The organism is Lentzea chajnantorensis, assembly GCF_054300775.1.
This window is the reverse complement of the sequence record NZ_JBSDZT010000002.1, coordinates 1,205,055-1,219,530: the sequence shown is the minus strand read 5'-3', so window position 1 is coordinate 1,219,530 and position 14,476 is coordinate 1,205,055. Positions and strand designations below refer to the sequence as shown.

The following is a 14,476-nucleotide window of genomic DNA, read 5'->3' as shown; positions in this document are numbered from 1 at the left end:
GACCTACGTTATGCCGGTTTGGTTCCACCGCCAACCACACCCGCCGACCGGAGGAACAGTCATGGCAGTCGTGTTGCGCTGCTCGTCGCGTACGCGGGAGGTCGACCTGTCGGGCTCCCGAGGGTCGGTCGCGCAGGCCGCCGACCTGTTCTTCTGCACGGGCGGGCGGGTGGAGACGGAGCTGACCGACCCGGCCCCGTACGAGACGTGCCTGCGGGCACTGGAGGTCCGGGTGACCGGGGGCGAGGTCGTGGTCGACGTGGTGGACCAGGAGCTCGTGGTCAGCGGTGGGGCCGAGCACCTGGCGGTGCTGGGCGAGGTGCTGCGCGATCTGGCCGAGGAGGCGGACTTCGAGCTTCACGTGCACGTCGACCACTTCCCGGGCCACCACCACCTCGCCGAGGAGTCGTGGCCGCTGGTCGTGCAGGTCACCGAAGCCTAGGTGCGGTCGCGGACCTGGCGGATGCGGCCCAGCAGCTCCTCCGCCCTGGACCGCCCCGACTCCACCTCCGCCAGCTGACGCGTCACGGCCTGCAGCTCGCGGCCGCGCTCACCGGCCTCCATGCGGAGGGCCTTGTCGACCTCGCGCAGCTCGGCCTCGATGGCCTCGATCCGCTTGGCCAGCGCCTCGTCCAGCGCCAGCGACAACGCCTGTTCGGCCTCGATGAGCTGTTCGGCGGCGAGCTGGTCGACCATCGACCGCGCGTCGGCGATGGCGTCGGAGAGCCACTGCTTGACGTGTTGCTTCTCGGCGGTGTGGGTGCGGGTCCTGGCCATCCACCAGCCGGCGCCCAGGCCCAGCGCAATGGTCACCGGCAGGACGATCGGGTTCAGCGCGGCGATGCCGAGGCCCGCCAGCGGCATGACGGCGAGCTTGCCGGCGCCGAGGCCGCCGGAAACGCCCATGAACACCAGCAGTTTGTCCTCTGCCGTGGGTGGGCGTTTCTCCTTGGGGCGCAACACGACCGGGGGGCGCTCGCCGCGGGCGAACTGGCCGCGGATCAGGGTCAGCTCGTCGGGGCTGAACAACGAGGACAGCACGGTGTCGGCGATGGCGGCCAAGCGCACCGACAGCACGGTGGAGATGCGGCTGGAGACGACCTGCAGTGCCGTGTCGACCTGGGCGGGCAGCGCCGCCAGCGCCGTGCGGTCGGCGGTGTCGATGGCCTGGCGGTACCAGGTCTGCAGGTCGCGCATCTGACGGGAGATCTCGTGGGAGTTCTCGACGCGGGCGCGCTGGACCTCGCCGCGCAGGCGGACCTGCCAGCCGCGGGTGGAGGAACGGCGTTCGGTGACGAGCTCCTCGCGGCGGGCGCGCAGCACCTCCGCCTCGTCCTCGCCGACGGACAGGGCGCGCTTCTCGTGGTCGAGGCGGATGGTCAGCTCGGCGAGCACCGTCGTCAGTGCGCGCAGGGCGTTGGCCTCGGCGAGCATCCCGGCGCGGCCGGAGACCAGCTCCTGCAACGAGGTCTGCAGCGCGGCGACGCCGGAACGCTCGCGGAGCATCGCGGCGGCGTCGGGGTTCGGGGCCTGGGCGGCCATCTCGAACATGCGGGAGGAGACCGGGAACCACGCCGCCTCGGCGAAGCGCGGGGCGTGCTCGGCCAGCAGGGCCGTGTTCGCGTCCTGGACCTGGCGCCAGCCGCGGTACCGGTCGGTCTTCGTCAGGGCGAAGACGACGGTCTCGACCCGGTCGCCGACGCGCTTGAGGAAGTCCAGCTCGCCGCGGGTGAACGGGGAGGAGGCGTCGACCACGAACACCAGCGCGGTGGCGGAGGTGACGGCCTCCAGGGCCAGCTCACCGTGCACGGACTCCAGCCCGCCGACCCCCGGAGTGTCCACAACGGACATCCGCGAGAGCAGCGGGATCGGCGCGTCGACCTCGACGTAGCGCGGTGGCAGCTCGCCGGGCGGCAGCTCGTGGGCCGCGGACACCCAGTTGATCAAGGCGGGCAGCGGGAACGACACGGGCGCCAGCACACCGGGGTAGCAGGCGCGGGCGGCCCAGTCGGGGCCGTGCTGGAAGACCAGGTAGGTCGAGGTGGCCACGTCGGCGTCGACCGGCGACAGGCCCGGTGCGGCCAGCAGTGCGTTGACCAGCGACGACTTGCCGCGGTTGGTCTCGCCGACGACAACGACGGACGAGGTCTCCGGCACCGAGCGGCGGGAGACCCAGTCGGCCATCGCCGGGTCGAGGTCGCGGACCACCGCCGTGAGGCGTTCACGGGCCGCGCGGACCGTCTGCGGGAGGTTGCTCATCGGGGCGTGTAGACCGTCACGATCGGTGCGCGCAGAACTCGGCCGCGGTCGCAGAAGCCGGGGACCTCGGTCTCGGCGACCAGGCCGAGCAACGACACGTCGTCCGTCGGCACCGTGCCGCCCGCCTCGTGCTGTGCGGGGTCGAACCGCTGGCCGTCCGCGCGGACCGCGACCACTCCTATGGACGACAGACCTTCCTCGATGCGCTGCACCACGCCGGAGCTCGCGCGGTCGAGCGCGTACAGGCAGAGCTGGACCAGTGCGCGGCGTTCGGCCAGCGCCTGGTCGAGCAGCTCGTCGGCAATGGTCTCCACACCAGCGTCCGACGCCAGGTCCGCCGGATCGGTTCCACCCACGCTCATCGGTGCCCCCCAGCACGTAGTTGCTGCCAAATGAGGAAATACGCCCTGTGGACGACGTGCGCCACCCGGGCCTGCGCCGGCGTCGCGCCGAAGGAGGCGAACGAACGCCACCAGCCGGCCCGTTCCAGCGCGAACGCCTGCAGCTCCGCCACCGGCCGGCCGGGCAGTCCCAGCCGGCCGGACACGCCGGGGGTGCTGCCCAGCCGCAGCACCTCCTCGGTCAGGTCCGGCGCCAGCACCACCGCACCCGACGAGACCAGCGTCAACGCCTCCAGCAACCGCAGCTGGTGCGCCTCCGGCCGGGCCAGCAGCGCCTCGATCGCGTCGTGCACGCGCTGCCGTTCACCGGGGTCGGCCGCGGCCAGCGACGTCACCGACGCGAGCGCGGCCGCGGCCTTGATGCCGTCGGCACGGGAGCGGAACACCGCGTCGAGCCGCGCCCGCACGGCGGCGAACCCCGACGCGTCGAACAGCACCCGCCGCAACGCGCCGGCGGTGAGACCGGGTTCGGCGTCCAGGGCGGCCAGTGCGCGGCCGATGCCGTACAGGTCGAGCTTCTCCAGCAACCGCGACCGCACGCCCGCCGGCACCGCGCAGTCCCACGACGTGAAGAGGTCGCCGGACATCAGCATCATCGTGCGGGTGTCCGCGTCCAGCGCGGCCAGCTGCCGCAGCGCGTCGGCGTCGGCGGAGGTGAACTCGCCGGTCTCCGCGGACTCGGCGAGCAGGCTGATCACCGGCAGCACGTCGGCCACCCGCGGCTTGAGCAGCTCGGCCTGCTTCGCCGCCAGGATCTCGGCGGCGCGCCACACGTCGCCGTCCGACCCCGCGACCGACTCCGGGGCGACCGCGTCGACCTTGTTCAACGCCGCCACCGCGTTGACCGGCCCCGCCTCCCGCGACGCCGTGGCGGCCGTGAAGGCGGCCAGCGTCTGGTGGTCGTCGGCGCGCACCCCCTGCGTCACGACGTACAGCACGGCCTCGGCGCCGGCGACCGCGTTGCGCGACACCGGGTCCAGCAGCTCCTCGGTCCGCGCTACCGAGCTCGCGTCCAGGGAGCCCAGGCCGGGCGTGTCGATGACGGTGAAGTCGCGCAGGACCGCGTTCGTCAGGTAGGCCTCGATGTGCGAGACGCCGTCGAGGCCGAGCGAGGCGGGGATCATGCCGGCCGCGTCGAACGGCAGCACCTGCCGCCGCCCGTCCTGCAGCACGACCTCGATCCGGTCGACCGTCCCGTACTGGTACCGGGTCACGAGCCGCGTGCACTCGCCGACGTCGGTGGGTGCGACCCGGCGCCCGATCAAGGCGTTGACCAGCGTCGACTTGCCGGACTTGATGCGGCCGGCGACCGCGACCTGCAACGGTGCGTGCAGCCGGCGCAGGACCTCCTGGAAACCGGCGGCCGTGGCGGGGGAGACCTGCTGTTGCAGCGCGACGCACAGGTGGGCCACCGCCGCGCAGAGCGGGCTGGCCAGTTGTCGTCCCTGCAACGCCGTCACGTCCGAATCCTGCCACGGTTTGTGCACGTACGTACTCGGGTAGCCACCGTGCATGGGTGACAGCTACGTGACGTTCCTAGTGCTGGGGATCGTCCTGGTCGTCGTAGACGGCCAGCTGATCTACCGCAGTGGCAAGGAATACCTGAAGCGCGCGGCGTACGACGACGACCAGGCCGGCGGCATGATGAAGCTGACGGCCGTCCTGTTCCACCTCGTCGTGCTCGGCCTGCTCGCGTTGGTCTCGACGATTGGCATCGAGACCGGTGACGCGGTGAAGAACGTGGTCGTGAAGCTGGGGATCGTGCTGCTGCTCCTGGCACTGGCCCACGGCGTCACGATGGCGATCCTGGCCAGGATCAGGGATCGCCAGGTGCAGCAGCAGCTCGCCGACCAGATGGCGGAGGAGCACCGCATCTACGAGGAGCGCCACGCACATGTGAGCGACCCGCGACCCGCACCGAAGATCGAGTCGCCTTACTCCGCGAAGTAGTGCGCGCGGACGGCGTCCAGTGCAGATGAAGGCAGGGCAGCCACCACGGTGCCCTGCCTTCGTCCTGTCGTGAGCACGCCTGCGGTGCATCAACCCCTCGACACAGGAACTCACTCCGAGGTAGTACCCGGTGTCAGCCCGTGGCGCGACGCGCGGAAGTTCGACTCGCACCTAACCTTGTCCGGTGCGGCGGTTCAGCCTGTGGATGAAGGCACACCCGGCGTTCGGGGACTCCCTGATCGCCGGGATCTTGGCGTTGTTCGACCTGGCAGCGGGTGTCGCGGGCGTCGACCGCGGCCTGTCCGTGTCCGCGTTCCTCGCCGTCACGCTGCTGCTGCTCGGCCCGCTGCCGTTCCGGCGCTACCACCCGGTCGGCTCCAGCTACCTGATCCTCGCGGGCGGGTTCCTGCAGCTGTTCACGCACGGCGGGTGGGAGACCGGGCTGCCGGTGCGGATGGCCGACTTCGCACTGGCCATCGCGCTGTACACGCTCGTCGCGTACATGGGCCGCAAGGCCGGGTTGATCTACCTGGCCTGGCTGATCGCGGGCACGCTGCTCTGGGCGGTCTTCCAGGTCGGCCAGCCAGAGGCCGTCCTGTTCGTGTTCATGATCTTCGTGATCTTCGGCTTCAGCTGGGCGATGGGCGAGTTCATCGGGGCCCGCCGCGCCTACCAGAACGAACTGGAGCAACGCCTCAAGCTGCTGGAGACCGAGCGCGACCAGCAGGCGCGGCTCGCGGTCGGCGAGGAGCGCTCCCGCATCGCCCGCGAGCTGCACGACGTGGTCGCCCACGCGGTCAGCGTCATGATCGTCCACGCCGACGGCGCCGCGTACACGATCCGCAAGCAGCCGGAGGTCGCCGAGAACGCCGTGCGCACGATCGCCGAGACCGGCCGGCTCGCGCTCACCGAGATGCGGCGGCTGCTGGGCGTGTTGCGCAGCGAGGACTCCGAGACGCAGTGGGAGCCGCAGCCCGACGCGCGCGGCGTGGTCGAGCTCGCCGAGAACGCCCGCGCGGCCGGGGTCCCGGTCCGCCTGGAGATCACCGGCGACGTCGACGACCTGCCCGCCGGTGTCGGCCTGAGCACCTACCGGATCGTGCAGGAAGCACTGACCAACACCATCAAGCACGCGGGCACCGGTTCGACGGCGACCGTCCGGCTGGCCCGCACGCCGGAGCAGCTGCACCTCGAGGTCGTCGACGACGGCTTCGGCACACCGCACGACGTGGTCAAGGTGTCCGGCGGCAACGGTCTCATCGGCATGAGGGAAAGGGCGGCGGTGCTGGGCGGTGAGTTCGAGGCGGGCCCCAACCCCGGTGGTGGCTGGCGCGTCCGCGCGGTCTTCCCGCTCGCCGCATAGGGTGATCACGTGATTCGGGTGCTGCTGGTCGACGACCAGGAACTCATGCGCATGGGCTTCCGCATGGTGCTGGGGGCGCAGGAGGACATCGACGTCATCGGCGAGGCCGCCGACGGCCTGGACGCCGTGCAGATGGCCGACAAGCTGCGGCCCGACGTCGTGCTGATGGACGTCCGCATGCCCGTGCTCGACGGGGTCGAGGCGACCAAGCGCATCACCGAGGCCGACACGGCCAAGGTGCTGGTCATGACGACGTTCGACATGGACGAGTACGCGCTGTCGGCGTTGCGCAACGGCGCCAGCGGGTTCCTGCTGAAGGACACCCCGCCCGGCGACCTGGTCTCCGCGCTGCGGGCCGTGGCCTCCGGTGACGCGGTGGTCTCGCCGTCGGTGACGAAGCGGCTGCTCGGCCGGTTCCTCGGCGACGGCGGCGGTGAGCTGCGCGACGCCACCGTGCTGGACGTGCTGACCGAACGCGAGCGCGAGGTGCTCGTGCTGATCGCCAAGGGCCTGTCGAACACCGAGATCGCGCGCAAGCTCTTCCTGTCGGAGGCGACGGTGAAGACGCACGTCGGCCGAATCCTCGCGAAGCTGGAGCTGCGAGACCGGGTGCAGGCCGTGGTGCTGGCCTACGAGACCGGTCTCGTCCGCCCCGGTGACGCCTAGCGGTAGTCCTCCGGGTCCGCCTCCACGGTCTGCCCGGCCCTCCGCGGCTTCGCCACCTCGTCGTACCAGCGGCCCCAGTCGGGCTGCGAGCCGTCGAGGTCGGTGAACCCGTACTCGCGCATCAACTTCCACGACGACAGGCACCGCCCGGCGAACCGGCGCCGGTCCGGGTCCGCGGCGAGGTGCGCGAGACCGCGGCCGAGGTAGTGCGGTGTCTCGGACAACGCGTAGTCCGGCACGTCCTTGACCGCGTCGCGCCAGTTCGCCTCGGTGACGCCGAAGCCCTCCAGCATCTGCTCGGACCGCAGGAACCCCGGCGTGGCCGAGAGCGCCGTCACGTTCGGGTGGTCCTCCAGGTCCTTCGCCAGCACCTCGCCGAACCGCCGCACCGAGCTCTTCACCGCGTCGTACGGCAGGTTCACGAAGTAGGCGTCGCCGTCCTCGCCGTCGGTCACCTCGACGACGAGCCCGTCATCGGACTTGAGCACCAGCGGCACCAGCCGGTGGATCGCGACCAGGTGCGACTCGACGCCGTTGCGCCACATGCGCAGCTGCCGGTCGAGGTCGTGCTCCCAGAACTTGCCCCACTCGACCAGGTTCTCGCCGCCCCAGGCGTTGTCGACGAACACGTCGAGCCGGTCGATGCGCGCCGCCAGCGCGGCCACGTCGGACGGGTCGGTCAGGTCGCACCGGACCGCGATCCCCCTGCCCCCGGCGGCGTCGACCAGTTCCGCGGTGTCCTCGATGGTCTCCGACCGCCCGACCTCCGACTGCCGCGTGCGCGTGGTCCGGCCGGCGACGAACACCGTGGCCCCGGCGGCGCCCAGTTCGACCGCGATCGCCCGGCCGGCACCGCGCGTGGCGCCGGTGACGACGGCGACCTTCCCGCTCAGGTCAGGGCTTCTTCGCGACACGACGGGCTCCCCTTCCCTCGTGCCAGGACACGACGACCATCTCGTCGCCCTCGACAGTGATCGACACGACCTCGGTGACGTTCATCCGGAACAGGTCCAGGGCGTCCGGCATCCAGCCGGTGCGGTCGTACAGGTCTTTCAGGTAGTCCTCCTTGTCCGTCCAGAACTCCGCGGTGCCGCTGATCTTCGCGTCACCGGCCTCCGCCATCGAGGCGGCAGTGGTGGTGCAGTGCAGCGAAAATCGCGGGTCACGCCGCAGGTCGCGCGACTTCAGCGAGTCGAGCATCATGCCCGTCCACAGTTCGCCGCGCGCGAAGTCCGGTTCCACACCGCTGAGCCGCGGTGCGCCGTCCCTGCGCAGGGTGGCGATCAACGCGTGCCGGTCAGCGGCGAACCGGCCCTCCACGAACGCGGCCAGCTCGGGCTCCTCGGCCGCGAACTCCGCCCAGGTCGCCATTCAGCGCATCCCTTCCAACACCAGGTCGACGTCTTCCTCCATGCGTGCCATCAGCTCTCCGCGCGGCCGGACCGACCAGTCCATGGCGATCCCGTACACCAGCGCGGCCAGCACGCGCGCCGCGTTCGGTGGCAGCCCCTCGGCCGCGCACAGGACCTCCAGCTCGGCCTCCATCGCCGCGTAGTGCCCGGCCAGCAACGCCCGCAGCTCCGGGTCGATCAGGTCGACCCCCAGCTGTGCCAGGTTGTTCGTCGCTACGACCGGGTCGGCCAGCCGGTCGAACCAGGTCAGCAGCGCCGCCCGGACACCGCCCGCCTCTCGCGTCCTGCGGACGACGTCCTCCGTTCCGGCCCTGGTCAGCGCCTGCAGCAGGCCGCTCTTCGAGCCGAACCGCTTCGCCACCGCACCGACCGACACCCCGGCCTCGGCGGCGACGTCCGCCACCGTGAACTCCGGGCCGCGCCGGTCGATCACGGTCGCGACCGCGGTGAGGACGCGTTCGTCGGAGATGGTGCGAGGCCGTGCCACCGCGTTAGTGAACCACAGTTCACTAACCTTCGCCTAGGGTGGCTCCACGTGAACTGGAGACCGCACCTGGTTGCGCTGGACATCGACGGAACCCTCACCAGAGTCGGCTCGAACGACGTCTCACCCGCCGTGAAAGCCGCCGTCACCCGTGCGGCAGGCCACGGCACGCACGTGGTCCTGTGCACCGGCCGCAGCCTCATCGGCACCACCCCGGTCGCCCCGCAGCTGCCGGTCTCCCTCGCGCTGTGCTCGAACGGCGCGGTGTGGTGGGACCCGGCGACGGCGGAGATCACCCGGCGCACGACGTTCGAACCGGGCCCGACGATCAGGACGTTGCAGGCGCTGCTGCCCGGTTCGGTGTTCGCGGTCGAGCAGACCGGCGTCGGCAACCTCTCGCTCGGCAGCTTCCTGCCGCACGACCTGTGGGGCGAGACGACGCAGGCGACCTTCGAGGAGCTCGCGGCCACACCGACCCCGCGGCTGGTGATGCGCTGGCTCGACCACACCCCGGCCGAGCTGGCGTTCGCCGTGCGGGAACTGGAGCTGCCCGGCGTCTCGTGGAGCGTCGACCACACCGAGGCGTGGCTGACCGCGGTGCCGCCGGGCGTCACGAAGGGCTGGGCGCTGGAGGACCTGCGGAAGTCGCTGGGGGTCGACGCCGCGGACACGCTGGCGATCGGGGACGGCTCCAACGACGTCGAGATGCTGCGGTGGGCGGCACGCGGGATCGCGATGGGCCAGGCACCGGCGGTCGTGCAGGCGGCGGCCGACGAGGTGACCGGCACCGTCCTGGAAGACGGTGCCGCACAGGCGCTGACCCGCTTCTTCCCGGCCTAGCTTCCACGGCATCTGCGAGCAAGGGGTCAGGTTGCCACGTTCGTCTTGGCCACGACCTTGTCGACCTTCACGCGGACGACCATCTCGCCGGGCACGCCGTTGCGCTCGGCGTAGGCGTCGGCCTGGTCGTCGCCCATGTAGCGGGCGGCGGTCCGGCCTGCCCAGTACCTCAGCTGCTCAGGGTCCTCGTCGGTCACGGCCCGGCCGGTGATGGTGACGAAGTTGAACGGCGGCGTCTCGTCGTCGAAGCACAGGGCCACCCGGCCGTCGCGCAGGATCGACTTGCCCTTGACCGTGTCGCGCGCGGTCAGGAAGACGAGGTCGGGGCCGTCGAGGTCGACCCACACCGGCGCGATGTGCGGTGAGCCGTCCTTGCGGGTGACCGCGAGCTTGCCGGTGCGGGCCGGCGTGGCCAGCACGAACTCACGCCACCAGCCTTCGGGAGCATCCGTGTATCCCATGTGGCTCATTCAACTACGACCGAGGTAGCGCCACCGGACGACGGAAGTTGACGCACGCGCAGACCGCAGGGCGATGTGGTGGCACCCCTCGCCGCAGGAGAGTTGTCCCATCACGAAGAGGGGGACGACACCATGATCGAGGCAATCGGCCTCACCAAGAGATACGGCAGGACGGTCGCGGTCGACGACCTGTCGTTCACCGTCCACCCTGGACGGGTGACCGGCTTCCTCGGTCCGAACGGTGCCGGCAAGTCGACCACGATGCGCATGATCCTGGGGCTCGACCGTCCGACGGCAGGCCGCGTGCTGATCGACGGCAAGCCCTACGCGGAGCTGAACCGTCCACTGCGGACGGTCGGAGCGCTGCTCGACGCGAAGTGGGTGCACCCCAACCGGAGTGCGCGGGCTCACCTGCGCTGGCTCGCGAAGTCCAACGGGCTGCCGGACGGGCGCGTGGACGCGGTGCTCGACGCCGTGGGCCTGACGCAGGTGGCGGGCAAGAAGGCCGGTGGGTTCTCGCTCGGCATGTCGCAGCGGCTGGGGATCGCCGGGGCACTGCTCGGTGACCCGGGGGTGCTGCTGTTCGACGAGCCGGTGAACGGCCTGGACCCCGAGGGCATCCTCTGGATCCGCACGTTCATGCAGAACCTGGCCGCCGAGGGCCGCACGGTCCTCGTGTCGAGCCACCTGCTGTCGGAGATGGCCCTGACGGCCAGCGAGTTCGTCGTGATCGGCCGGGGGAAGCTGATCACGCAGAGCACCACGCAGGAGTTCATCGACCGCTCGACCGGCAACTCCGTGCTCGTGCGCAGCCCGCAGCTGTCGAAGCTCGGCCCGCTGCTCGTGGACAAGGGCTTCACGGTTCGTGACGGCGCCGACGGGGCGTTGTCCGTATCGGGTGCCACCAGTGACCAGATCGGTGACATCGCGGCGGCGAACGGTGTGGTGCTGCACGAGCTGAGCCCGCAGCGCGGTTCGCTCGAAGAGGCGTTCATGCAGTTGACCGGCGATGCTGTCGAGTACCACGCAGAGATCGGGAAGTGAGTCTGATGACCCTGTTGGCAGTCGAACGGATCAAGCTCTTCTCGACCCGCTCGCCGTACTGGTGCAGCGCACTCGCCATCGTGCTGGGCGTGGGCCTCACCGCGATCATCGCCGCGGCCAGCGAGGGCCAGGTGTCGCTCGGTCTGACCCAGATCGGCAGCGCCCAGCTCGCCATCGCGGTGGTGCTGGTGATGGCGGCGATCGCGGTCACCACCGAGTACCGCTTCGGCACCATCCGCTCGACCTTCCTCGCGGTGCCGAACCGCACGTCGGCGCTCGTCGCGAAGACCGTCGTGGTCGCGTTCATCGCCGGTGTGCTCGGCGAGGTCATCGCCTTCGGCTCGGTGGGCATCGCGAAGCTGCTGTCGTCGGGCTCCGACCTGGCGATCAACACGGCCGCGGAGTGGCGGCACGTCGCCGGGGTCGGCCTCGTCTACGCCATCGGCGCGGTCATCGCGATCGCCGTGGGCATCATGGTCCGCCAGACCGCCGGTGCGGTCTCGATCCTGCTCGTCTGGCAGATGGCCGCGGAAGGCCTGATCGGGTTCATCCCCAAGGTCGGCATCAAGATCCAGGCCTGGCTGCCGTTCACGAACGCCACCCACTTCCTCTCCATGGGCGCGGAGAGCCCGGAGCAGGGCGGGGCGGGCATCGACTTCAAGCTCAGCCAGTGGGGGTCGCTGGCCTACTTCGCCGGCATCGCGGTCGCGTTGCTGGTGGTCGCGCTGATCGTCGCGAAGCGCCGGGACGCGTGACCGGTTCCAGGTAAAGGGGGAGCGGGACGCAGGTCATCCGTCGGGGGCGACCTGCGTCCCGGTCAGTTCTTCCAGCGAACAGGAGAGGCCATGATCGAGGCAGTGCGGTTGCGCAAGCACTACGGCAGCACCAAGGCCGTCGACGACCTGTCGTTCACCGTCCGACCGGGCCGCGTGACCGGTTTCCTCGGACCGAACGGCGCGGGCAAGTCCACGACGATGCGGATGATCCTCGGCCTCGACACCCCCACCGGGGGCGACGTCACGATCGACGGCAAGCACTACGCCCAGCTCAAGCAGCCGCTGCGCAAGGTCGGCGCGCTGCTCGACGCGAAGTGGGTGCACCCCAACCGGTCCGCCCGCTCGCACCTGAAGTGGCTCGCGGTCTCCAACAAGATCCCGGTCAGCCGGGTCGGCGAGGTGCTGGAGGTCGTCGGCCTCACCGAGGTCGCGCACAAGAACGCGGGCGGCTTCTCGCTCGGCATGTCGCAGCGGCTCGGCATCGCGGGCGCGCTGCTCGGCGACCCCGAGGTGCTGCTGTTCGACGAGCCGGTCAACGGCCTGGACCCCGAGGGCATCCTGTGGATCCGGCAGTTCATGCACCGGCTCGCGGACGAGGGCCGCACGGTGTTCGTGTCGAGCCACCTGCTCTCGGAGATGGCGCAGACCGCGCAGGACCTCATCGTGATCGGCCGCGGCCGGCTGATCGCGCAGACCACCACCGAGCAGTTCATCGCCGACGCGACCCAGGACACCGTCCGGGTGCGGTCGCCGCACGCCGCGAAGCTGCGCGAGGTCCTCGCGGCGCACGCGACGGTCACCGACGACCCGGCGAGCGGAGCGCTGGTGGTGCAGGGCATCCCGGCGCAGCAGATCGGTGAGCTTCGCCGCGGAGCACCAGGTCGTGCTGCACGAGCTCAGCCCTCAGCGCGGGTCGCTGGAGGACGCGTTCATGCAGCTCACCAAGGAGTCGGTGGAGTACCAGGCGCACTGACCCGTTCCGGCTGCGGGCGGCGGCGCGACCGGGCGGTGGGCAGCGCGATCAGCAACGCCGTGAGCAGCGCGACGCCGCCGGCGGTGCCGGCGACGAACGGCAGCCGGTCCTTCACGACGACCTGCTGCGCGACCCGTTCCTGAGCCACCGCGGCCGGCGCCGGGTCGGTCGACGGCGCGGGCGGCGGCAGCAGCGGGTTGCGCTCCACCGGCGGCAGCTGGGCCGCGACGGCGGCGGCCGGGTCGACCAGGCCGAAACCGGTCCGGTCGTCGCGGCCGGGCACGTCGACGTCCTTCGCGGTCCTGATCAGCGCGTTGACGACGTCCTTGGCCGCCATGTCCGGGTGCTTGGCCCGCACCAGCGCCGCGGCACCGGCCACGATCGCCGACGCCGCGCTCGTGCCGTCCATCTCGGCGTAGCCGCTGGAGTACACGCTCTCCGGCGCGGCGGTGACGATGCCCTCGGCGGGCGCGGCGAGCACGGTGCCCGCACCGACGTTGGAGGACTTCCACGGCTGACCGGTGCGGTTCGTGCCCGCGACCGCGATCACGCCGCCGATGTTCGCGGGTGCCGAGACCGCCTTGCCCTCGTTGCCGGTCGCGGCGACGAGGACGACGTCCTTCTCCACCGCGTAGTTCACGGCACGGACGAGGCCCGGCGTCGTCGAGCCGGTGAAGCCCAGCGACAGGTTGATCACCTTGGCGCCGTGGTCGGTGGCCCACCGGATGCTCTCGGCCACGACGTCGAGCGCGAACTGCGTCTTCTCCGCGCTCGCGACGGGGAGGACCTTCGCGCCGGGCGCGATGCCGAGGGCACCGCCGTTGCGACCGGTCCCCGCGATGATCGCGGCCATGGCGGTGCCGTGCCCGTCGGTGTCGGTGGTGCCGTCGGTGCCCTTGGAGCTGCCGAAACCGGTGCCCGGCAGGACGCGTCCGACCAGGTCCGGGTGCCTCGCGTCGACACCGGAGTCGATCACGCCGACGATCACGCCGTCGCCGCGGGTCTGGGCCTGCGCGCTGTAGACGTCGAGCGCGTCGAGGTGCCACTCCTGCTCCTCGATCGTCTGCGCGGCGAGCAGCAACGGCAGCACGACGGCGAGAGCGGGGAGCAGTGGCACGTCGGGTACATCGTGTTTCCGCTGCGCGGCGCAACGTGCCCGGGGTCACACTCAGCGTAATAGTGGTGTTAACAACCCGTGAAACACCACTATTCGGACATCCCTCACGTTTGAGTTGGCGTTCAATGGGGTTATCCCGAGGCCGGAGGTGGCCAGTGGTTCGTGTCGAAGCAATGCTCGGCCTCGAATGGGCTAGTGCGCTCGAGGCGCCCAACTCTCTTGATCTCGCTCTGTCCCCTGCAGACGCACGCAAGTCGTGGGTGAACAAGGGCGACGAAAACCAGGTCCTCGCGATGTACCGGTCCGTTCGAGACGTCGAGGACGCACCTGCACCCTGGTGGCTGCGCGCGCTCGACCGGGGCAGACTCCGGTCCCGCACCGAGGGTCACGCCGTCGAGGACGCCGTCACCGAGCTCCTGTCGTCCCGCCCCGGCTGGGTGTACGTGCCGTGGGCCGACTTCGGCGAGGTCGGTTACTGGGAGTACGTCCCCTCCGAAACCGGTGTCTACGGTCCGGCGACACCCACCACCGTCCAGTTCACCGACTCCCACCGCGGCTGGATCCACCTGGTGCCGGCGCACCGGGGTCCCGGTCAGGCCCAGCCGATCGACTTCACCGTCGCCGACCTGCGTGCGCAAATCGAGGACATCGAGCTCATCGCCTAGGCTGTCCGGTCGTGACCAGGCCTGAGCACCACCGTTCCATCGTCAGCTTCGTGCAGCGCGGCGAG

Annotated in this window: 16 protein-coding genes and 1 pseudogene; 9 read left to right on the top strand and 8 right to left on the bottom strand. The window is 70.8% G+C overall.

Translation table 11 applies throughout. The features are described 5' to 3' along the window. Positions 1 to 61 precede the first annotated feature (61 nt). On the top strand, positions 62 to 442 hold the full coding sequence (locus tag ACVDFE_RS06605) for an Imm32 family immunity protein (RefSeq protein WP_458429886.1): 381 nt from the start codon (positions 62 to 64) through the stop codon (positions 440 to 442). Here the strand turns inward: ACVDFE_RS06605 and ACVDFE_RS06600 are convergent. The 3 genes from ACVDFE_RS06600 to ACVDFE_RS06590 are packed head-to-tail and all read right to left on the bottom strand — an operon-like array spanning position 439 to position 4,120. Beyond that, complete coding sequence (locus ACVDFE_RS06600; RefSeq protein ID WP_458429885.1) at positions 439 to 2,259, bottom strand: dynamin family protein; 1,821 nt, start codon at positions 2,257 to 2,259, stop codon at positions 439 to 441. The genes ACVDFE_RS06605 and ACVDFE_RS06600 overlap by 4 nt on opposite strands. Beyond that, the gene (grpE, locus tag ACVDFE_RS06595) at positions 2,256 to 2,621 is read right to left on the bottom strand and encodes a nucleotide exchange factor GrpE (RefSeq protein ID WP_360393992.1); all 366 of its coding nucleotides are present in this window, start codon (positions 2,619 to 2,621) and stop codon (positions 2,256 to 2,258) included. Before grpE ends, ACVDFE_RS06600 begins: the two co-directional genes overlap by 4 nt. Continuing rightward, on the bottom strand, positions 2,618 to 4,120 hold the full coding sequence (locus ACVDFE_RS06590) for a dynamin family protein (RefSeq protein WP_458429884.1): 1,503 nt from the start codon (positions 4,118 to 4,120) through the stop codon (positions 2,618 to 2,620). Before ACVDFE_RS06590 ends, grpE begins: the two co-directional genes overlap by 4 nt. A gap of 52 nt (positions 4,121 to 4,172) precedes the next feature. On the opposite strand from ACVDFE_RS06590, the gene ACVDFE_RS06585 reads away from it, so the two are divergent. The 3 genes from ACVDFE_RS06585 to ACVDFE_RS06575 all read left to right on the top strand — a co-directional run bounded on the left by ACVDFE_RS06585 (position 4,173) and on the right by ACVDFE_RS06575 (position 6,639). Further along, complete coding sequence (locus ACVDFE_RS06585; protein WP_360393986.1) at positions 4,173 to 4,610, top strand: hypothetical protein; 438 nt, start codon at positions 4,173 to 4,175, stop codon at positions 4,608 to 4,610. A gap of 184 nt (positions 4,611 to 4,794) precedes the next feature. Further along, on the top strand, positions 4,795 to 5,973 hold the full coding sequence (locus ACVDFE_RS06580) for a sensor histidine kinase (RefSeq protein ID WP_458429883.1): 1,179 nt from the start codon (positions 4,795 to 4,797) through the stop codon (positions 5,971 to 5,973). Between the two features lie 9 nt (positions 5,974 to 5,982). After that, on the top strand, positions 5,983 to 6,639 hold the full coding sequence (locus tag ACVDFE_RS06575; protein ID WP_065915577.1) for a response regulator: 657 nt from the start codon (positions 5,983 to 5,985) through the stop codon (positions 6,637 to 6,639). Here the strand turns inward: ACVDFE_RS06575 and ACVDFE_RS06570 are convergent. From ACVDFE_RS06570 to ACVDFE_RS06560, 3 genes are read right to left on the bottom strand one after another with little or no spacing between them, the layout of a single operon-like run. Beyond that, a complete protein-coding gene (locus tag ACVDFE_RS06570) occupies positions 6,636 to 7,553 on the bottom strand; it encodes an SDR family oxidoreductase (RefSeq protein ID WP_360393978.1) in 918 nt (305 codons plus the stop codon). The two genes, ACVDFE_RS06575 and ACVDFE_RS06570, sit on opposite strands and share 4 nt — an antisense overlap. Beyond that, positions 7,534 to 8,010, bottom strand: a complete 477-nt coding sequence (locus ACVDFE_RS06565) for a pyridoxamine 5'-phosphate oxidase family protein (RefSeq protein ID WP_360393975.1) — start codon at positions 8,008 to 8,010, stop codon at positions 7,534 to 7,536. The genes ACVDFE_RS06570 and ACVDFE_RS06565 overlap by 20 nt, the downstream gene beginning before the upstream one ends. Then, positions 8,011 to 8,538 carry a TetR/AcrR family transcriptional regulator gene (locus ACVDFE_RS06560; RefSeq protein ID WP_458429882.1) on the bottom strand — a complete coding sequence of 176 codons (528 nt, stop codon included), beginning with the start codon at positions 8,536 to 8,538 and terminating at the stop codon, positions 8,011 to 8,013. It lies immediately after the preceding gene. Positions 8,539 to 8,586: 48 nt separating this feature from the next. On the opposite strand from ACVDFE_RS06560, the gene ACVDFE_RS06555 reads away from it, so the two are divergent. Next, complete coding sequence (locus tag ACVDFE_RS06555) at positions 8,587 to 9,375, top strand: HAD family hydrolase (RefSeq protein WP_458429881.1); 789 nt, start codon at positions 8,587 to 8,589, stop codon at positions 9,373 to 9,375. Positions 9,376 to 9,401: 26 nt separating this feature from the next. Here ACVDFE_RS06555 and ACVDFE_RS06550 read toward each other — a convergent pair whose 3' ends face one another. Continuing rightward, a complete protein-coding gene (locus ACVDFE_RS06550) occupies positions 9,402 to 9,836 on the bottom strand; it encodes a PPOX class F420-dependent oxidoreductase (protein WP_360393967.1) in 435 nt (144 codons plus the stop codon). Between the two features lie 132 nt (positions 9,837 to 9,968). Here ACVDFE_RS06550 and ACVDFE_RS06545 point away from each other — a divergent pair, with 132 nt between their 5' ends. From ACVDFE_RS06545 to ACVDFE_RS06535, 3 genes and pseudogenes are all read left to right on the top strand, one after another. Then, complete coding sequence (locus ACVDFE_RS06545; protein ID WP_458429880.1) at positions 9,969 to 10,880, top strand: ABC transporter ATP-binding protein; 912 nt, start codon at positions 9,969 to 9,971, stop codon at positions 10,878 to 10,880. Positions 10,881 to 10,885: 5 nt separating this feature from the next. Continuing rightward, positions 10,886 to 11,635: a hypothetical protein gene (locus ACVDFE_RS06540; protein ID WP_458429879.1), complete on the top strand. Its 750-nt coding sequence runs from the start codon at positions 10,886 to 10,888 to the stop codon at positions 11,633 to 11,635. Positions 11,636 to 11,725: 90 nt separating this feature from the next. Continuing rightward, positions 11,726 to 12,629 (top strand): annotated as a pseudogene (locus tag ACVDFE_RS06535) (ABC transporter ATP-binding protein). Here ACVDFE_RS06535 and ACVDFE_RS06530 read toward each other — a convergent pair. Next, positions 12,595 to 13,746, bottom strand: a complete 1,152-nt coding sequence (locus ACVDFE_RS06530; RefSeq protein ID WP_458429878.1) for a S8 family serine peptidase — start codon at positions 13,744 to 13,746, stop codon at positions 12,595 to 12,597. The pseudogene ACVDFE_RS06535 and the gene ACVDFE_RS06530 overlap by 35 nt on opposite strands. A gap of 260 nt (positions 13,747 to 14,006) precedes the next feature. Between ACVDFE_RS06530 and ACVDFE_RS06525 the strand changes: the two genes are divergently transcribed. Continuing rightward, on the top strand, positions 14,007 to 14,411 hold the full coding sequence (locus ACVDFE_RS06525; protein ID WP_458429877.1) for a hypothetical protein: 405 nt from the start codon (positions 14,007 to 14,009) through the stop codon (positions 14,409 to 14,411). The last annotated feature ends 65 nt before the right edge of the window (positions 14,412 to 14,476 follow it).